Source organism: Plantactinospora siamensis, assembly GCF_042434095.1.
Lineage (GTDB): Bacteria > Actinomycetota > Actinomycetes > Mycobacteriales > Micromonosporaceae > KBS50.
On sequence record NZ_JBHLUE010000007.1, the window covers coordinates 1 to 18860 of the forward strand.

Genomic DNA, 18860 nt, shown 5'->3' on the forward strand with positions numbered 1-18860 from the left:
GCGGCGGGTTCGTGGTCGGCGGCGCGGTCGTCGGCGGAGCCGTCGTCGGCGGCGCGGTCGTGGGGGGTGCCGTGGTCGGCGGCGCCGTGGTGGGCGGAGCGGTCGTGGGCGGCGCCGTGGTCGGCGCCGTGGTCGGCGGCGGCGCCGTGGTCGACCCGGCGCCGGGGCTGACCCGATAGACCACCGTGCCGTGTCCCGGCACGCTGGCCGAGATGGCGCCGGTGGTCGGGGTGGTGCCGAGGGTCCAGGCGTCCACGAGGGTGAACGAGTTGCCGCTCAGGCCGATGGCCGACGCCGTCGTCGAGATGGTCGTCGTGGCGCCGCCCTGATTGAACAGCGCCACCGCCACGTCGCCGTTGGCCAGCCGCTTGGCGAGCACCCGACGGGTGCCGTCGAAGGACACCTGGCTGGCCTGCAGCCCCAGCGTGTCCTGGTCGATGCCGATCAGGACCCTGTTCTTCAGGATGGTCTGGGTCGCCGAGTCCATCGACCGGATGTCGTTGCCGGCGATCAGCGGCGCGGCCATCATCGCCCACATCGCGAAGTGGGTGCGCATCTCCGCGTCGGTCATGCCACCGCGGCCGATCTCCATCATGTCCGGGTCGTTGAAGTGACCGGGACCGGCGTACGAGGCGAGCGGCACGTTGACGTTGATGATGTTCTGGACGCCCATCGGATAGCCGTTGGTGTTGCCGGTGTCCCACTTGTTGGTGATGTCCTCGGTGGTCCGCCAGATGTTGGCCACGTCGCCCCAGTTGCGCTGCGGGCCGGTGCAGCAGTGGAAGCTGTTCGGGTTGATGCTGTACAGGATCGGCCGGCCGGTCGCGGCCAGCGCGTCGCGCATCTTGGCGAACGTGGCCACCTGGTCGTTGATGGTGCCGCTGCCGGAGCAGTAGTCGTACTTGAGGTAGTCGACGCCCCAGGCCGCGAACTGCCGGGCGTCCTGCGCCTCGTGGCCCTGGCTTCCGGTCGATCCTGGGTAACCACCCGTGCCCTGAGCGCAGGTCTTGGCGCCCGGCACCTCGTAGAGGCCGAACTTCAGTCCCTTGCCGTGCAGGTAGTCCCCCAGCGCCTTCATCCCGCTCGGGAAGCGCGACGGGTCGCCCTGCAGGTTGCCGGCGGAGTCCCGGTTGGGGTTGAACCAGCAGTCGTCCACCACCACGTACTGATAGCCGGCGTCCTTCATCCCACTGGTGACGATCGCGTCGGCCATCCCCCGGATCAGCGACTCGTTGATGTTGCAGCCGAACGTGTTCCAGCTGTTCCAGCCCATCGGCGGGGTACGCGCCACGCCGTTCTCCAACGCCTGACCGGGGGTGGCTCGCGTGCCGACCAGCACGGCCGTCACCAGCAGCCCGACGGCCACCGCGGCCAGCCACGGGCCGCGGGAGGCGAGAGGTTTCATCGGGTCGTCCTTCCTGCCCGGCGGTCGTCGTCATCCGACCGGGACCGGTTAGCGATCACAGGAGCGAAGTCGCCCGCAGACAGGCGCGCACAACGCAATGCCGAGAACGTTAACATTGATGAACTTGATATTCCAGGACCGGCCGCGCGAGCCTCCCCCGCCGCACGCCCGCCCGGACCGGCGCCCTTGGCGCCATCAGGCCCGTCGATGTCAGCGTTTCCGGCCGCCGCCCGCATGCCGATCGGCGACCCCGACGGGGGTACGACGGCACGCCGTTCGACGCCGCCTCACCCCGCCGCGACCTGCGCAGACGCCGGCAGCGGGAGATGCCGGCGGCGGTGTTATCCAAGTGTTACGACGGTCACAGTTGATCAGGTCTATGTTAGCGATAACACTCGCTCGTTGATGTTCCGGAACCGGCTTCGACCGCCCCACGATTGGAGAGGCCACCACATGAGACTCCGACGGCTCACCACAGCGGCCGGTGCCGTGCTGCTCGCCACGGCGCTGGGCGCCTGCGGGTCGAGCACCAAGACGGTGGACAAGGAGGCGAGCTCGGGCTCGAACGCCGGCGCGTTGATCGGCGTGACGATGCCGAACAAGGTCTCCGAACGCTGGGTGCACGACGGCGACAACGTGCGGTCGGCCCTGGAAAAGCTCGGCTACAAGGTGGACCTGCAGTACGCGGAGGACGACATCCCCACCCAGGTGGCGCAGGTCGAGAACCAGATCACCAAGGGCGCCAAGCTGCTGATCATCGCCTCCATCGACGGCAAGGCGCTGACCACCCAGTTGCAGGAGGCCGGCGAGAAGGGCGTCAAGGTCATCTCGTACGACCGGCTCATCCTGAACAGCCCCAACGTCGACTACTACACCACCTTCGACAACTTCAAGGTCGGCGTGCAGCAGGCCACCTCGCTGCTGGTGGGCCTCAAGCTGAAGAACGCCGACGGCAGCGACGGCAGCGCCAAGGGTCCGTTCAACATCGAGCTGTTCGCCGGGTCGCCGGACGACAACAACGCCCCGTTCTTCTTCAACGGCGCCATGTCGGTGCTGAAGCCGTACATCGACAAGGGCACGCTGGTGGTCAAGAGCGGCCAGACGGCCTTCAACACCGTCGCCATCCTGCGCTGGAAGGCGGACACCGCGCAGCGCCGGATGGAGGACATCCTCACCAAGACGTACAGCAGCGGCGCCAAGGTGGACGGCGTGCTGTCACCGTACGACGGCCTGTCCATCGGGATCCTGTCGGCGCTCAAGAGCAACGGGTACGGCACCAAGGGCCAGCCCTACCCGGTGGTCACCGGGCAGGACGCCGAGCTGACGTCGGTCAAGTCGATCCTCGCCGGTGAGCAGTACTCCACCATCTACAAGGACACCCGCCAGCTCGCCGCGGTGACCGCCAAGATGGCCGACGAGGTCCTGAAGGGCCAGAAGCCCGAGGTCAACAACGAGAAGGACTACGACAACCACAACAAGGTCGTCCCCACGTACATGCTCCAGCCGGTCATCGTGAACAAGGACAACTACCAGAAGGAGCTCATCGCCACCGGCTACCTCACCGAGGCGCAGCTGAAGTCGTAGGCCTGCCCGGGTCGGCCGTCGGGTGCGGGAACGCCCGGCGGCCGACCCGCCGCGTACGCCGGAACCGACTCGCCGATGGGGGCGCACCGCATGACCGATCACATACTTCAGATGCGCGGCATCACCAAGACCTTCCCGGGCGTGGCCGCGCTCTCGGACGTCTCGCTGTCGGTACGCCGCGGCGAGATCCACGCCATCTGCGGGGAGAACGGCGCGGGCAAGTCGACGCTGATGAAGGTGCTGTCCGGGGTGTACCCGCACGGCAGCTACGACGGCGAGATCGTCTTCGACGGCGAGCCGAGCGAGTTCCACGGCATCCGGGACAGCGAGCGGCGCGGCATCGTCATCATCCACCAGGAGCTGGCCCTGTGCCCGCAGCTGTCGATCGCCGAGAACATGTTCCTCGGCAACGAGCGGGCCACCCGCGGGCTGATCGACTGGCACCGGACCAACCACGAGGCCGGCCGGCTGCTGGCCCGGGTGGGGCTGCGGGAGAACCCGGTCACCCCGGTGCTGGACATCGGGGTGGGCAAGCAACAACTGGTCGAGATCGCCAAGGCGCTCTCCAAGGAGGTGCGGCTGCTCATCCTGGACGAGCCGACGGCCGCGCTCAACGACGAGGACTCGGCGCACCTGCTGAACCTGCTGCGCGGGCTGCGGGACGAGGGCATCACCTGCGTGATCATCTCGCACAAGCTCAACGAGGTCGCGGCCATCGCCGACTCGATCACCATCCTCCGGGACGGCCGGCTGGTCGAGACGCTGGACATGGCCGCCGACACCGTGACCGAGGAACGCATCATCGCCGGCATGGTGGGCCGGGACCTGGACCATCGCTTCCCACCGCACAAGTCGCGCATCGGCGACGAGGCGCTGCGGATCGAGGACTGGACCGTGCACAGCCCCACCCAGCGCGGCCGGGTGGTGGTGTCGGGCGCCAACCTCGTGCTGCGCCGCGGCGAGGTGGTGGGCCTGGCCGGCCTGATGGGCGCCGGCCGGACCGAGCTGGCCATGAGCGTCTTCGGCCGCGCGTACGGCACCGACATCTCGGGCCGGGTGTTCAAGGACGGCCGGGAGATCGCCCTGCACTCGGTCAGCGACGCCATCGCGCACGGCATCGCGTACGTGACCGAGGACCGGAAGCGGTACGGGCTGAACCTGATCGACGACATCAAGCGCAACGTCTCCGCGGCCGGCCTCGGCAAGCTGGCCCGGCGCGGCTGGGTCGACGGCAACGAGGAGTTCCGGGTGGCCGACGGGTTCCGCCGGAGCATGTCCATCAAGGCGCCGAGCGTGCTCAGCGTCGCCGGCAAGCTCAGCGGCGGCAACCAGCAGAAGGTCGTGCTGTCCAAATGGATCTTCGCGGATCCGGACGTGCTGATCCTTGACGAGCCGACCCGCGGCATCGACGTGGGCGCCAAGTACGAGATCTACACGATCATCAACCGGCTGGCCGACGAGGGCAAGGCGGTGCTGGTCATCTCCTCGGAGCTGCCCGAGCTGCTCGGTCTCTGCGACCGCATCTACGCCCTGGCCGCCGGTCGGGTGACCGGCGAGGTGCGGCGAGCCGACGCCACCCAGGAACGCCTCATGCAGCTGATGACCCAGGGAACCCAGCAGACGGCACAGGGAACAGGAGCAGCCCCGCGATGAGCAGTGTGGCACCCACCAACAGCACGGTTCCGGTCGAGGCGCCCGAGCTGGCCGCGCCGGCGGAGCCGGGGGACGCCCCCCGGCGGCGGTTCTCCATCAACCTGCGGCAGAGCGGGATCTACGTCGCCTTCGCGCTGATCATCGCGCTGTTCGCGGTGCTCACCGACGGCGCGCTGCTGCAACCGCAGAACATCTCCAACATCATCGTGCAGAACTCGTACGTGCTGATCCTGGCCATCGGGATGATCCTGATCATCATCGCCGGCCACATCGACCTGTCCGTCGGCTCGGTGGTGGGCGTGACCGGCGCGGTCTCCGCAGTGCTGATGGTCAACCTCCATCTGGCCTGGCCGCTGGCCGTGGTGCTCACGCTGGTGGTCGGCGGGTTGATCGGCGCCTGGCAGGGCTTCTGGGTGGCGTACTTCGGCATTCCGGCGTTCATCGTCACGCTCGCCGGCATGCTGCTGTTCCGGGCCCTCACCCTCACCGTGCTCGGCAACCAGGGGATCGGCCCGTTCCCGGACCAGGTGCGTACGCTCTCGAACGGCTTCACCGAGGGATACCTCGGCAACGTCGGCCTCGGCCCGCTCGGCGGGGCCGACCTGTTCAGCCTGCTGGTCGGGCTCGCCGTGGTGGCCGGCTTGGTGCTCGTGCGGTGGCGGGACCGGAGCGCCCGGCTCGGCTACCAGCAGACCGTCGAACCGCTGCCGGTGTTCGTCCTCAAGCTCGCGGTGGCGGCCGTGGTGATCCTCACCGTGGTCGTGCAGCTCGCCCGGTTCAAGAACCTGCCCTGGGTGCTGGTGCTGCTCGCGGTGCTGGTGCTGGGTTACTCCCTGCTGACCGCCCGGGCCGTCTTTGGCCGGTGGATCTACGCGATCGGCGGCAACCTGCAGGCCGCGCTGCTGTCCGGCGTCCGGGTCCGGTCCGTGGTCTTCTGGATCTTCGTGAACATGGGGGTGCTGGCCGCCCTGGCCGGGGTGATCTTCTCGGGCCGGCTCAACCAGGCCAACCCCACGGCCGGCAACCAGTTCGAGCTGGACGCCATCGCGGCCGCCTTCATCGGCGGCGCCGCCGTCCAGGGCGGCGTCGGCAAGGTGGTGGGCGCCATCACCGGCGGCCTGATCATGGGCGTCATCAACAACGGCATGTCGCTCATCGGCGCGCCCAGCGAGCGGGTCATGCTGGTCAAGGGCATCGTCCTGCTGGCGGCCGTGGCGTTCGACGTCTGGTCGAAGCGCCGGGCCGGCCTCGAGAGCCGCTGACGGCCGCCGCCGGGCCAGCGCGCCAGGCCGGCAGTCGGGCCAGCGCGCCAGGCCGGCAGTCGGGCCAGCGCGCCAGTCCGGCGGCCGGCCCGCCCGGGCCGGCCGCCGGAGCACGGGTCAGCGGTAGCCGGCCGCCACGATGTTGGCCTGCACCGCGTCCTCGGTGGCGTCGGACGGGTAGCCCGCCACCATGGCGCCCTCGTAGAAGGTGCCGGCGCTCAGGTTCGCGCCGCCGCTGGGCTTGCAGCAGTCCCCGCCGCTGCCCAGGATGATGGCCCCCTGCTTCTTCATCGGGCTGTAGCCGCCCGGCAACGAGCCGGCGTAGACGGTGTAGAGGTTGCCCGACTGCGCGTTGCTGCCCTTGAGCGCCATCCGGGTGGTGCCGTTGTTCTTCAGGATGGCCGTGACGAACCGGTTGGGGAACGCCCGCTGGTTCGGGTTCCAGGACTGGCTGCCGCCGGGGTACAGCCCCCACTCCAGGTCGGCCTGCACCCACGGCCCGGAGCCGGAGCAGCCGCCGAACCAGCACTCGGTGCTGAAGTTGATCGCGTCCATCGCGCCGGCCGCGTCCGCGCTGCGGGTGGTCTCGCTGTTGCCGTAGTCGAAGCAGCAACCGCCGTTGACGTGCGTGCCGCTGGTGACCATGTACATGCCCTCGGGCTGGCTGCCGGTCGGCACGCCGCTGAGGTGGCCGTCCCGCCAGTAGCTGTTGCTCGGGTTGATGTAGAGCGAGTACGCCTTGGCGCCGCCGATGGTCAGCGACTCGGAGGTGGCGGTGGCCGGGCGGCTCTGCGGCGAGCCGGGCACCTGGGCGGAGCCCTGGTACCACAGGTCGTTGCCGTGTCCGGACTGGTCGTAGACCACGGTGATCACGCAGGAGACGCCGGCGCAGAACGAGTCCTGCGTGTTCGCGTTGGCGTACCCGCCGGCGCTCAGCAGGCCGATGTCCCGGGTGGCGCTGTCCGAGGAACGGCGTACCTGGTAGAGGTTCCCGGCGTAGCCGGCGAACAGTGCCCGGGTGGTGCTGTGCGCGGCCACGCACGGCGTGCCGCCGGCGGCGTAGATGTCGCACGGCCGGCCCCCGGCCGGCGGCGGGGAGGTGGGCGGCGTGGAGGTGGGCGGCGGGGACGACGGCGCGGCCGAGGTGCTCCAGCGCTGGTTGGCGCCGCCGTTGCAGGACCACAGGATCAGCTTCGTGCCGTTGGCCGTGCCGGCGCCGTTGGCGTCCAGGCACAACCCCGACTGCGCCCCGGTGATCGTGCCGTTCGCGTTCAGGTTCCACTGCTGGTTCGCCTGGCCGTTGCAGTCCCAGATGATCACCGCGGTGCCGTTGGTCGTGCCCTGGCCGTTGGCGTCCAGGCACTTGCTCCCGTACACCTGGAACTGCCGGGCGGACGTGTAGGTGAAGGACTGGTTGGCCGCGCCCGTGCAGTCCCACAACTGCACCTGCGTGCCGTTGCTCTGCGAGGAGTTGGGCACGTCCACACACCGGCCGGACTGGGCGCCCACGATGGCGCCAGGGCCGGGCGCGGCCGCCGCGCCGGTCACCCGGACGGCCAGGGTGAGGCCGCCGACCAACAGGGCCGCGATCAGGACGCCGATCGCCAGCGGCGGGCGTCGGCGAGCGGGGTTTTGGGGATGAGTAGGAGTCATCAGCGGAGTCCTTGACGGGATGGGGTGGATGTTATCGATAACATCGATGTTAATGATTTAAACACATCGACCCCCGGATCGTCCCGGGGTGGCGGCCGACGGGTGCCGTTGGGGAAACAAACCGGCACCCGTCAGGTTCCGGCCACCCGTACGTTCCCGCGCCGCCGATAGCGTCGGGAGCCGTCGGCCGCGGGCCGCGAACCGGGAGGCACAGATGTGCGCACTTGATCGCCGCTCATTCCTCAAGCTCGCCGGGGCGCCCGCCCTGGGCGCCGCGCTGCCGGTCGACCTGAGCAAGGCGCTCGCCATCCCGGCCGACCAGCGGCACCGCTCCATCGAGGACGTCGAGCACGTCATCATCCTCATGCAGGAGAACCGCTCGTTCGATCACTACTTCGGCACGCTGCGCGGGGTGCGGGGCTTCGCCGACCCGCACCCGGTGACGCTGCCCTCGGGCCGCAGCGTCTGGCACCAGCCCACCGGCTCCGGGGAGCTGCTGCCGTTCCGGCCGGACGTGCCGGACCTCGGTCAGACCTTCCTGCCGGACCCGCCGCACGGCTGGAACGACGGTCACGCCGCGTGGAACGGCGGCCGCTTCGACCGGTGGGTGCCCAACAAGGGCGTCACGTCGATGACGTACCACACCCGTGCGGACCTGCCCTACCAGTACGCGCTCGCGGACGCCTTCACGGTCTGCGACAACTACCACTGCTCGCTGCTCGGGCCGACCGACCCGAACCGCTACCACATGTGGACCGGCTGGGTCGGCAACGACGGCACCGGCGGCGGCCCGGTGATCACCAACGCCGAGGCCGGGTACGACTGGTCCACCTACCCGGAGCGGCTGGAGCGGAACGGCATCTCCTGGCGGGTCTATCAGGACATCGGCACCGGGCTGACCGCCGACGGGTACTGGGGGTGGACCGAGGACCCGTACATCGGGAACTACGGCGACAACTCGCTGCTGTACTTCCACCAGTACCAGCGGGCGCTGCCCGGCACCCCGCTGGCGGACCGCGCGAAGACCGGCACCGAGGTGCGCGCCGCCGGGCGGAGCCCGGAGGCGCTGCTCGCGGACTTCCGCGCCGACGTCGAGGCCGGTCGGCTGCCGCAGGTCTCCTGGATCGTCGCGCCCGAGGCCTACAGCGAGCACCCGAACTGGCAGCCCGACTATGGCTCCTGGTACGTCTCCCGGGTGATCGACATCCTCGCCGACCATCCGGAGGTGTGGAGCCGGATGGCGCTGTTCATCACCTACGACGAGGACGGCGGGTTCTTCGACCACCTGGTCCCGCCCACCCCGGCGGGGACCCCGGCGCAGGGCCGGTCCATGGTTCCGGTCACCAATGAGATCTTCCCCGGCAACGCCGACCACCCGGCCGGCCCGTACGGCCTGGGCATCCGGGTTCCGATGCTCATCGTGTCCCCGTGGACCCGGGGCGGTTGGGTCAACTCGCAGGTCTTCGACCACACCTCACTGATCCGGTTCCTCGAGGCCCGGTTCGCCGGGCGCCGGCCGGACCTGGTCGAGTCCAACATCACCCCGTGGCGCCGGGCGGTGACCGGCGACCTGACCTCGGCGTTCGACTTCCGCACGCCCAACCGGGCCCGGCCGCCGCGCCTGCCCGACACCGAGGACCTCAGGCCGGACAACCTGGTCCGGTTCCCCGACGAGCCCCCGGTGGCGCCGGCCGAGCCGCGGCTGCCGGGCCAGGAGCGCGGGGTACGCCCGGCCCGCGCGCTGCCGTACGCCCTGCACGCCGACGGGCGGGTCGAGGGCGGCGACTACCGGATCGACCTCGGCAACACCGGCACGGCGGCCGCCGTCCTGCACGTGCGCGAGGCCGGCAGCGACGCCGAACCGCGCAGCTACACCCTGCGGCCGGGTGGGCGGCTGCACGACACCTGGCCGGCCGCCGCCGGGCACGACCTGTCGGTGCACGGGCCGAACGGGTTCTTCCGGCGGTTCAAGGCCGGGCCGGGCCGGGCCGTGGAAAGCACGGCGGTGTACGACGAGCACGGCTACCGGCTCACGCTGGCGCTGACGAACCGGGGGTCGACCCCGGTGGAGGTGCTGGTCCGCGACGCGTACCGGTCGGCCGCCCGCCGGTTCGTGCTGCGGCCCGGCCAGGTCCGCCACGAACAGTGGTCGCTGCACCGCACCCGGGGCTGGTACGACCTCGTGCTCACCCTGCCGGCCGATCCTTCGGTCGAGGCGCGCTACGCCGGCCACGTCGAGAACGGCCACGACAGCATCAGCGACCCCGCCCTCGGCGGCCTGGTCGAGGCTCAGGCGTCGACCGGGAGCCGGTAGCCCCGCTTGATCACGGTCTCGACGTACCGGGAGGAGCCCAGCGCGGCGCGCAACCGGACCACGGCCATGTCCACGGCGTGGTTGTCGGCGGACCGGGGCAGCGCGGCCGCCAGGTCGGCGCGGGAGAGCACCGCGCCGGGCCGGGCGGCAAGCGCCGCCAGCACCGCCATCGTGGCCGGGGCCAGCAGCCGGACCTCGCCGTCGACCAGCACCGCGTGCCCGCGCAGCTCCAGCCGGGTTCCGGCCACCGTCACCCGCCGGACTCGGCGGAGCAGCTCGGCGCCGACCAGCCGGACCAGGGCCCCCGCCCGGGCCCGCTGCGGGACGAGCGCGGCGATGCCGGCGGCCCGCAGCGGCGCGGCGCCGGCCGGACTCACGCAGGCGGCCAGCACCCGGTCGCCGAACAGCTCGGCGGCCCCGAAGCCGGCGACCGCCAGCAGCGCCCGGGCGGCCGGGGCGCTGGTGAACGTCACCGCGTCGACCTGACCGGCGACGATCTGCCCGATCAGCCGGCGGACCGCCGCCAGCTCGGGGTGCCGCGGGACGGCGTCCTCGCGCGGCGGCGCGGGCGTCCCGGCCGGCGCGTCGAGCACCCGGGCGCCGGACCGGTCGAGCAGGGCCCGCAGCCCGGCGTCGGTCCGCTCGGCGGTGACGGCCACGGTGAAGCCGGCCAGCGGCGCCGGCTCGGCCCGGCCGGCGCGGTACGGACGGTCGGTACGGGACGCCATGTGGCCGATGCTCGGGGCCGATCGTTTCCGCGGTCGCAAGGACGTGTTACGGCGCGGGAAACGCGCGTGCCCTCAGGTGGCCGGCGGGCATCCCGACCAACCGTCGGGGAAAATCGTCCGGGCGCGGATGTCAAGGCGACGACGACCGCTCCGACCACCGGTCGACGGGCCCGCCCGGGGTTCGCCAGGCATGAGGAGCACGAGATGAAGTTTCTGATCAGCATGTGGATCAACCCGGCCGTGCTGGACGCGCTCACCGAACAGGAGCAGGCGGCCATCGGCGAGGGCCACGGCAGGTTCATGGCGGCCCTCAAGGAGTCCGGCGAAATGATCACCACGCAGGCGCTGAGCGACCCGACCCAGGCCGCCGTGGTCTCGGTGCGCAACGGGCAGCCGGTGGTGACCGACGGCCCTTTCCTGGAGGCCAAGGAACACCTGGGCGGGTTCTACCTGATCGACTGCGAGAACCGGGAGCGGGCCATCGAGCTGGCGGCGCAGATCCCGGACGCCGCGATCCCGGGCCTGGGGATCGAGGTCCGACAGGTGATGTTCGCTGACGGACAATTGGAGGCATGACCGCGCCCGCCACCGAGGACCTGCTGCGTGACCTCACGCCGCAGGTCCTCGGCGTGCTGGTCCGCCGGCACGGCCAGTTCGAGGCGTGCGAGGACGCCGTGCAGGAGGCCGTGCTGGCCGCCACCCAGCGGTGGCCCGCCGAGGGCGTGCCCGACAACCCGCGCGGCTGGCTGGTGACCGTCGCGTCCCGACGGCTCATCGACGAGATCCGCAGCGAGCACGCCCGCCGGGAACGCGAGTCGGCGCTGGCCACCGAGGCGCCCCCGGAGGAGGTGCCGGACACCGACGACTCGCTGCTGCTGCTGTTCCTGTGCTGCCACCCGGCGCTCACGCCGGCCTCCCAGACGGCGCTGACGCTGCGCGCGGTCGGCGGCCTGACCACCGCCGAGATCGCCCGCGCGTTCCTGGTCCCCGAGGCCACGATGGCCGCCCGGATCAGCCGGGCCAAGCAGCGCATCAAGGCCGCCGGCAGCTCCTTCAGCCTGCCCGCCGGGCAGGAGCGCGCGGAGCGGCTGCGGGTGGTCCTGCACGTGCTCTACCTGATCTTCAACGAGGGCTACACCGCCTCGTCCGGCGGGCGGTTGCACCGCACCGATCTCGCGTACGAGGCGATCCGGCTGGCCAGGATGGTGCGCGCGCGGTTGCCGGAGGACGGCGAGGTGGCCGGGCTGCTGGCGCTGATGCTGCTCACGCACGCCCGGCGGGCGACGCGGGCGACGCCGGCCGGCGACCTGGTCCCGCTGGCCGAGCAGGACCGGACCGGCTGGGACCGCGCGCTGATCGACGAGGGCACCGAGCTGGTGAAGGCGGCGCTGGCCGGGCCGGAGCTCGGGCCGTACCAGTTGCAGGCCGCCATCGCCGCCACGCACGCCGACGCGGACACGGCCGCGGCGACGAACTGGCCGCAGGTGCACGCGCTCTACCTGATCCTGGAGCGGATCGCGCCGAATCCCATGGTGACGCTCAACCGGGCCGTCGCGCTCGCCGAGGTCCGGGGGCCGCGGGCCGGGCTGGACCTGCTGGCCACCCTCGACGCCGACGAGCGGATGGCCGGGCATCACCGGCTGCTGTCCGTCCGGGCGCACCTGCTGGAGAAGGCCGGCGACCCGGCCGGGGCGTACGAGCACTACCGGCGGGCCGCCAGGTCGACCGCCAGCCTCGCCGAGCAGCGCTATCTCGAGTCCCGGGCCGGCCGGCTCCGCGGTTAGGCGCGGCATCGCGCCTCGTCGATTCGGGCGGCGCCGTCGGCTAGGCTGCCGGGGTGGGCCGCGACCGGAGGTGGCGCGGGGTCGGCGGACGCCACCGCGGCCTCGGCCGGGACGCCGTGACGGCGGTGGTCCGCGAGGTCGTCTCCGGACTGCCCGCCGGATGCACCTGGTTGCTGCCCGAGAGCGGACCGGACGGGCGGCCCCGGGACTACCTGGTGGCCGCCGTCAGCGACCGCGGCGAGGACCTTTACGGCCGGGGCGCCGAGCGGACCGGACAGCGGCTCAGCGAGCTCTATCCGGGCATGGTCGGCGGCCCGCTGTGGGCGCTCTACGCCACGGTTCTCGACACCGGCACTCCCGGCGAGCTGGCCGACTTCCAGTACACCGAACGTCGCTCCGGGGTGGTCGAGCGCTCATCCTTCGAGGTACGCGTCCATCCCATGCTCGGCGGGCTGCTGGTGTGGTGGCAGCGGGTGGACGAGGCCCGCCGCCGGCTGGACCGCACCGAACTGCTGGGCAGCCTCGGTTGGGCCGAGTACGACCTGCTCACCGGGAACAGCGAGTGGTCGCCCGGGATGTTCCGCATCTTCGACCGCGACCCGGCGCTCGGGCCGATGCCCCGGGCGGAGCAGAGCGCGGCCATCCTGCCCGCCGACCGGGGCCTGAGCGAGACCGCGTGGCAGACCCTGGACACCGGCGCCGCGTCGGACGTCACGGTACGGTTCCGGCTCGGCGGGTCGGTGAAGCACCTGCGGATCCTCTCCGACGTGGCCCGGGACGCCGACGGAGAGCCGCTCAAGGTCTACGCCGTGGTGCAGGACGTCACGGCCCGCGAGGACTCCCGGTCGGCCATTGAGCGGCTGAGCGATCAGCTCCGCAGCCGGGAGATGACCGCGCTGGCCGAGCACCGCCTCGCCGGCCAGTTGCAGCACCTGATCCAGCCGCTGCCGCCCGGGCCGTTCCCGCTGCCGGGCCTGGAGGCCATGGTGAGCTACCTGCCGGCGGAGAGCGCCATGCAGGTGGGCGGCGACTGGTACCACGCGGACGCCCTGCCCGACGGCAGCGTGGCGCTGGCCGTCGGGGACGTGGCCGGGCACGGCCTGGACGCGGCCAACGGCATGGCCCACCTCCGGTTCGCGCTGAGCGCCTGGCTGTCGATCGGGATCACCGACCCCGGCATCCTGCTGGCGCACCTCAACCGGCTGTCCCTGCAGCTGGCGATCACCGGTACGGCCGTGCTGGCCCGCTACGAGCCGGTCAGCCGGACGCTGTCCTGGGCACGCGCCGGTCACCCGGCGCCGCTGGTGGCCCGCGCCGGCGTCGTCGAGGAGCTGCCCGGGCCCCGGCGGCTGCTGCTCGGCGCCGACGCCGACGCCGCATACCCGGTGGTCGACCGCGGCCTGCTGGCGGAGGATCTGGTCCTGCTGTACACCGACGGTCTGGTGGAGCACCGGACGGGCGGCGTGGAGCCGATGCTCCAGCGGGTACGGGAGGTGATGGCCGCCGCCTCCGCCGAGCCCGGACCGCGGACCCTGGGCCGGTTGCGCACGATCCTGCGGTACGCGAACCCGGACGACGACACCTGCCTGCTCGCCCTGCGCGTCGCGCCGCCGCCCGACGGCGCCGGCTGACCGCGCGCCCGGGGGCGAGGCCGGTGCGGGGTCGGCGCTGGCGCGACCTAGCGGCGCAACCGCAGCACCACGGCGGTCCCGTCCGGCCTGGTGGCCGTGGACACCCCGTCGCAGAGCCGCTCCACGATGGCGAGACCGCGGCCCCGCGGCTGCACCGCGTCCGGCATTTCCCGGCCGAACGTGCGGGCAGCGCCGCGGTCGACCACCTCGCAGACGACCTCGTCGCCCTCGACCCGAACGGTGACCCGGCCGCCGCCCGCGGCATGCTGCAGCGTGTTGGTGGCCAGCTCGCTCACCGCCAGGACGAGCAGCTCGGCCCGCTCCGCCGACAGGCCCGACGCCACCGCCCGGTCGTGCACGAAGGCCCGCACGACGGCCAGGTCGCCGGGCTGGTGGTAGGAGATGCCCGACGGCTCGTCGGGCCGCGACCGCCGGGCGCGGAGCTTCCCCGCGTCGGTGTCACTCATGGGCCCGCCCGGGACCGTCGACCGGCGGCCGGAGCAAATCGTCCAGCCCGGTCAGCGCCAGCACCCGGGCCACCGCGCCACCGGCGTTGCGGACGTACAGCCGGTGTCCCCGCTCCAGCGCGGTCTGGTGGCCGACGACCAGCACGTGGATCCCGCTGGAGTCCATGAACCGGAGGTCGGCGAGGTCGATCACCACACACGGCGCGCCGTCCAGGGCGGCCAGCACCGCGGACGTGAACTGGTCGCGCACGGCCAGATCGCACTCGCCGACGAGCCGCACGACGGCGTACCCGTCGTCGGTCGTCGTCCTTGCCTCGAACCCCGCCATGCGACCGCCGCCGCCCTTCGACTCCGTCGATCCGTCGTGCCGGCGACATCATCGCATCCACCGCCGCAACCGTCGCGTACCCACCGGTCGCCCGCGCCGGTCAGGGGCGGCCGCCCGGCGGCGCCGGCACGTCGGCGGCCAGCAGGCCCTCGGCGCGCAGGTCGGCCCAAAGCCCGGCCGGGATGTCCCGGCCCAGGTTGCCGACCGCGTCCGCCACCTCGGCGGGGCTGCGCAGTCCCAACAGGACGCTCGCCACGGCCGGGTGGCCCAGCGGGAAGCGGGCCGCGACGGCCCGCAGCGGCACGCCGTGGGCGGCGCAGACGGACCGGATCCGCAGGGCCCGGTTCAGCGTGTCCACCGGGGCCGGGCGGTAGTCGTAGCTCGCGCCCGGCCGCGGATCGGCCAGCAGCCCCGAGTTGAAGGCCCCGCCGATCACCACCGAGACACCGCGGTCGAGCGCCGCGGGCAGCAGGTCGGCCAGGCCGCTCTGGTCCAGCAGCGTGTACCGGCCGGCCAGCAGCACCACGTCGACGTCGGTCTCCCGGACGAACCGGGCCGGCAGGGCGCCGGAGTTCATCCCGACGCCGATGGCCCGGACCACGCCCTCGGCGCGGAGCCGTTCCAGCGCCGGGTACGCCTCGGTGAGCGCCTGCCGGACGTGCGCGTCGGGATCGTGCAGGTAAACGATGTCCACCCGGTCCAGACCCAACCGGTCCAGGCTCGCCGCCAGGCCGCGGCGGACCCCGTCGGCCGTGAAGTCCCAGACCCGGCGGTGGGTGGCCGGCACGGCGAAACCGCCGGCGGCAAGGTCGTCGCCGCGCGGCACGGCCACCGGCTCGAGCAGCCGGCCGACCTTTGTGGAGACCGTGTACTCCGCTCGGGGGTACGCCCGCAGCGCCGCGCCCAGCCGCCGCTCGGAGAGGCCGAGCCCGTAGTGCGGGGCCGTGTCGAAGGTGCGGATGCCACCGGCCCAGGCCGCCGCCACCGCGCCGGTAGCCGTCTCCGGGTCGACCGGTCGGGCCAGGTTGCCGATGGCCGCGCCGCCGAAGGACAGCCGGGTGGTCCAGGCCAGGCTCCGGCCCAGCCGCACCGTCCGCATGCCGCCCTCCCTCACCGGTCGGCCGGCAGTCGGAGCCCGTGGATCCCGCCGTCCACCGCCAGCGCCGTGCCGGTCACCGAGCCGGCGGCCGGGCTGGCGAGGTAGCAGATGGCGGCGGCCACCTCGTCGGCCGTCACCAGCCGGCCGGTGGGCTGCCGAGCCCGCAGCCGGGCCCGTTCGGCGGCCGGATCGTCGGCCCGGTCCAGCAGCCGGTCCACCCAGGGCGTGTCCACGGTGCCGGGATTGACGCAGTTGACCCGGATGCCCTCCGTCACGTGATCGGCGGCCATCGCCAGGGTGAGCGCGTGCAGCGCGCCCTTGCTGGCCGCGTAGAGGGCCCGGCCGGGCACCCCGGTGAGGGCCACGAACGAGCAGGTGTTCACGATCGCGGCGTGCCGGGAGCCGCGCAGGTGCGGCAGCGCCGCGCGGGTGGTCCGGACGGCGCCCAGCAGGTTCACCTCCAGCACCCGGCGCCATTGGTCATCCGGGTTGTCCGCCACCGTGCCCACCGCGCCGATGCCCGCGTTGTTCACCAGGATGTCGAGGCCGCCCAGGGCGTCCACCGCGGACCGGACGGCCGCCCGCACCGACTCGTCGTCCGCGACGTCGGCACGGATCCCGAGCAACGGCGCCGGCACGTCGCCGGCGTGCAGGTCGAGCACGGCCACCGCGGCGCCGCCGTCGCTGAGCAGGCGCGCGGTGGCCAGGCCGATCCCGGACGCCCCGCCGGTCACCACGGCGCGCAGCCGCTGCTGAGCCATCTCTCGAGTCCCTTCCGCCCCGCCGGTCAGCGGGCCAGCCAGCCGCCGTCCACCGGAATGACGGCGCCGTGCAGGTAGGCCGCCGCGTCGGAGGCCAGGAACACCGTCGCGCCGGCCAGGTCCTCCGGCCGGCCCCACCGGCCGGCCGGGATGCGGTCCAGGATGGCCCGGCTCCGGTCCGGGTCGTCCCGCAGCGCCTGGGTGTTGTCGGTGGCGATGTAGCCGGGAGCGATGGCGTTCACGTTCACCCCGTGCGGCGCCCACTCGTTGGCCAGGGCGCGGGTGAGCCCGGCCAGGCCGGACTTCGCGGCCGCGTAGCCGGGAACCAGCACCCCGCCCTGGAAGCTGAGCATCGAGGCGGTGAAGATGATCTTTCCGGCGCCGCGCCGGAGCATTCCCCGGCCGACCTCCCGGGCCAGCACGAAGGGGGCGGTGAGGTTCACCCCGAGCACATGCTCCCAGTCGGCGTCGGCGTGCTGCGCGGCCGCGGCCCGCCGGATGGTTCCGGCGTTGTTGACCAGGATGTCCACCGGGCGGTCCAGGTCCGCCAGCCGGGCCACCAGGTCGCGGACGGCCACCGGGTCGGCGAGGTCGACCCGGTACGGCCGGAACCGGCGGCCGTGCCCGGCCACCCGCTCGGCGACCTCGCTGCCACGCTCGGCCAGCTCCCGGCTCACCCCCACGATGTCGGCGCCGGCCGCGGCGAGCGCCTCGGCCATCGCCAGCCCGATGCCACGCCGGCAGCCGGTCACCACGGCCAGCCGGCCGGTCAGGTCGAACGGGTCGTTCACCCGGCACCTCCACAGTCGATGAGCACCTTGACCTCTCCCCCACCCTCCAGCGCCGCGAACGCCCGCGCCGCCTCGTCGAGCGGGACCACCCGGGTGATCAGCCGGGTGGCCGGTATCCGGCCGTCGTGCACCAGGCGGACCGCCTCGGCGTAGTCGTCCCGCTCGTAGACCCGTACCCCGATCAGCTCGAGCTCGCGCCAGAAGACCCGGTGCAGGTCCACCTCGCGCGGGGTGGGATGGATCGCCACCACGACCAGCCGGCCCCGGACCGCGGCCAGGTCGGTGGCCAGCCGTACGCCGGCGGCCGAGCCGGACACCTCGAAGACCACGTCGGCGCCGGCGCCTCCGGTGTGCCGGTGCACGTACCGGGCCACGTCGACCGCGCCGGGGTCCAGGGTGGACAGCCCCAGGTCGGCGGCCACGGCCCGGCGCCGGGGATCGAGCTCCAGCACGGTGACCGCGGCCCCGGTGGCCCGGGCGACCGTGGCGATGAGCAGCCCCACCGGCCCCGCCCCGATCACCACGGCGTGCTCGCCGGCGGCCAGCCGGGACCGGCGCACGTCGTGCACCGCCACGGCGGTGGGCTCGATCAGCGCGGCGTGCGCGAGCGGCAGGTCGGCGGGCAGCGGTACGAGAATCCGGGCCGGCACCGTCCACGAGCGCTGCATCGAGCCGGTGGAGTCGATGCCGACGAACGTGAGCCGGTGGCAGATGTGGGTGTGCCCGGCGCGGCAGGCGGGACACCGGCCGCACCAGTCCAGCGGCATGACCGTGACCGGATCGCCCACCCGGCGCCCCCGGACGGCGGCGCCCAGCTCGGCGATCCGGCCGGACATCTCGTGCCCGATCACGGCCGGGCGGCGCACCCGGGCGTCCATGTCGCCGTGCAGCACGTGCAGGTCGGTGCCGCAGATCCCGGTGTACGCCACGTTCAGGCGTACCTGGTCGGGCGCCGGCGGGACCGGCTCGGTGTCCCGTACGACAAGCGTGCGGTCCCCCACGTACTGTGCCGCGCGACTCATGGCGGCACCCTCGCTGCGCTCGCTCATGACGGCTCCTCGTCGGACAGGTGCCAGACCTCGCGCATGGGCGCCCACCAGTGCCCGGCGCCCGGCTCGGCGAGCGACTCCTGGCACGGGTCGGTGAGCGTCCACCACTGTCGGGTCGCCGGGTCCGCGGCGATCCTGGCCTGGTCCGCGTCGTGGTCGGCGCCGACGTACTCGTAGTAGCCGAACAGCAGGTCACCGTGCAGGAAGATGGTGTAGTTGCGGATGTTGGCCGCCCGCAGCGTCCGCTCGACGGCGGGCCAGACCGCCGCATGCAGCCGCAGATAGTCGTCGCGGCGCTCGGGCCGCAGCCGGATCACGGAGCCGTACCGTCGCATCTCATGCCCTCCGGCA

At 72.8% G+C, this 18860-nt stretch carries 17 protein-coding genes; 7 read left to right on the top strand and 10 right to left on the bottom strand.

Going from position 1 to position 18860, the window contains the following annotated elements; genetic code table 11:
• A partial coding sequence (locus ACFFHU_RS10455; protein ID WP_377337661.1) for a glycoside hydrolase family 27 protein occupies positions 1 to 1405 on the bottom strand: 1405 nt, incomplete at its 3' end.
• Positions 1406 to 1858: 453 nt separating this feature from the next.
• On the opposite strand from ACFFHU_RS10455, the gene chvE reads away from it, so the two are divergent.
• The 3 genes from chvE to mmsB all read left to right on the top strand — a co-directional run bounded on the left by chvE (position 1859) and on the right by mmsB (position 5904).
• Positions 1859 to 2989, top strand: a complete 1131-nt coding sequence (gene chvE / locus ACFFHU_RS10460) for a multiple monosaccharide ABC transporter substrate-binding protein (RefSeq protein ID WP_377337663.1) — start codon at positions 1859 to 1861, stop codon at positions 2987 to 2989.
• Positions 2990 to 3064: 75 nt separating this feature from the next.
• Positions 3065 to 4642, top strand: a complete 1578-nt coding sequence (gene mmsA / locus ACFFHU_RS10465; RefSeq protein WP_446686814.1) for a multiple monosaccharide ABC transporter ATP-binding protein — start codon at positions 3065 to 3067, stop codon at positions 4640 to 4642.
• Positions 4639 to 5904, top strand: a complete 1266-nt coding sequence (gene mmsB / locus ACFFHU_RS10470) for a multiple monosaccharide ABC transporter permease (RefSeq protein WP_377337667.1) — start codon at positions 4639 to 4641, stop codon at positions 5902 to 5904. Before mmsA ends, mmsB begins: the two co-directional genes overlap by 4 nt.
• 117 nt (positions 5905 to 6021) lie before the next feature.
• Here the strand turns inward: mmsB and ACFFHU_RS10475 are convergent, their stop codons facing one another.
• The gene (locus ACFFHU_RS10475) at positions 6022 to 7557 is read right to left on the bottom strand and encodes an arabinofuranosidase catalytic domain-containing protein (protein ID WP_377337669.1); all 1536 of its coding nucleotides are present in this window, start codon (positions 7555 to 7557) and stop codon (positions 6022 to 6024) included.
• Positions 7558 to 7771: 214 nt separating this feature from the next.
• Between ACFFHU_RS10475 and ACFFHU_RS10480 the strand changes: the two genes are divergently transcribed.
• The gene (locus tag ACFFHU_RS10480) at positions 7772 to 9871 is read left to right on the top strand and encodes a phosphocholine-specific phospholipase C (protein ID WP_377337670.1); all 2100 of its coding nucleotides are present in this window, start codon (positions 7772 to 7774) and stop codon (positions 9869 to 9871) included.
• On the opposite strand, the gene ACFFHU_RS10485 is transcribed toward ACFFHU_RS10480, so the two are convergent.
• Positions 9847 to 10599, bottom strand: coding sequence for a winged helix-turn-helix domain-containing protein (locus ACFFHU_RS10485; protein ID WP_377337672.1), 753 nt, complete (start codon positions 10597 to 10599; stop codon positions 9847 to 9849). The genes ACFFHU_RS10480 and ACFFHU_RS10485 overlap by 25 nt on opposite strands.
• A gap of 204 nt (positions 10600 to 10803) precedes the next feature.
• Between ACFFHU_RS10485 and ACFFHU_RS10490 the strand changes: the two genes are divergently transcribed.
• The 3 genes from ACFFHU_RS10490 to ACFFHU_RS10500 are packed head-to-tail and all read left to right on the top strand — an operon-like array spanning position 10804 to position 14014.
• The gene (locus ACFFHU_RS10490) at positions 10804 to 11175 is read left to right on the top strand and encodes a YciI family protein (protein WP_377337674.1); all 372 of its coding nucleotides are present in this window, start codon (positions 10804 to 10806) and stop codon (positions 11173 to 11175) included.
• A complete protein-coding gene (locus ACFFHU_RS10495; RefSeq protein ID WP_377337676.1) occupies positions 11172 to 12383 on the top strand; it encodes an RNA polymerase sigma factor in 1212 nt (403 codons plus the stop codon). Before ACFFHU_RS10490 ends, ACFFHU_RS10495 begins: the two co-directional genes overlap by 4 nt.
• A 53-nt stretch (positions 12384 to 12436) precedes the next feature.
• Positions 12437 to 14014 carry a PP2C family protein-serine/threonine phosphatase gene (locus ACFFHU_RS10500; protein ID WP_377337678.1) on the top strand — a complete coding sequence of 526 codons (1578 nt, stop codon included), beginning with the start codon at positions 12437 to 12439 and terminating at the stop codon, positions 14012 to 14014.
• A gap of 47 nt (positions 14015 to 14061) precedes the next feature.
• Here the strand turns inward: ACFFHU_RS10500 and ACFFHU_RS10505 are convergent, their stop codons facing one another.
• The 7 genes from ACFFHU_RS10505 to ACFFHU_RS10535 form a co-directional block, all read right to left on the bottom strand.
• On the bottom strand, positions 14062 to 14481 hold the full coding sequence (locus tag ACFFHU_RS10505; protein ID WP_377337680.1) for an ATP-binding protein: 420 nt from the start codon (positions 14479 to 14481) through the stop codon (positions 14062 to 14064).
• Positions 14474 to 14809, bottom strand: coding sequence for an STAS domain-containing protein (locus tag ACFFHU_RS10510; RefSeq protein WP_377337682.1), 336 nt, complete (start codon positions 14807 to 14809; stop codon positions 14474 to 14476). The genes ACFFHU_RS10505 and ACFFHU_RS10510 overlap by 8 nt, the downstream gene beginning before the upstream one ends.
• Before the next feature lie 100 nt (positions 14810 to 14909).
• Positions 14910 to 15908, bottom strand: a complete 999-nt coding sequence (locus ACFFHU_RS10515) for an aldo/keto reductase (protein ID WP_377337683.1) — start codon at positions 15906 to 15908, stop codon at positions 14910 to 14912.
• An 11-nt stretch (positions 15909 to 15919) separates the two neighbouring features.
• A complete protein-coding gene (locus ACFFHU_RS10520; protein WP_377337685.1) occupies positions 15920 to 16669 on the bottom strand; it encodes an SDR family NAD(P)-dependent oxidoreductase in 750 nt (249 codons plus the stop codon).
• A 26-nt stretch (positions 16670 to 16695) separates the two neighbouring features.
• On the bottom strand, positions 16696 to 17460 hold the full coding sequence (locus ACFFHU_RS10525) for an SDR family oxidoreductase (protein ID WP_377337687.1): 765 nt from the start codon (positions 17458 to 17460) through the stop codon (positions 16696 to 16698).
• Complete coding sequence (locus ACFFHU_RS10530; RefSeq protein ID WP_377337689.1) at positions 17457 to 18509, bottom strand: zinc-dependent alcohol dehydrogenase; 1053 nt, start codon at positions 18507 to 18509, stop codon at positions 17457 to 17459. Before ACFFHU_RS10530 ends, ACFFHU_RS10525 begins: the two co-directional genes overlap by 4 nt.
• Entirely contained in the window at positions 18506 to 18844 is a 339-nt protein-coding gene (locus ACFFHU_RS10535; protein ID WP_377337690.1) for an L-rhamnose mutarotase, read from the bottom strand. Before ACFFHU_RS10535 ends, ACFFHU_RS10530 begins: the two co-directional genes overlap by 4 nt.
• Positions 18845 to 18860 lie beyond the last annotated feature (16 nt).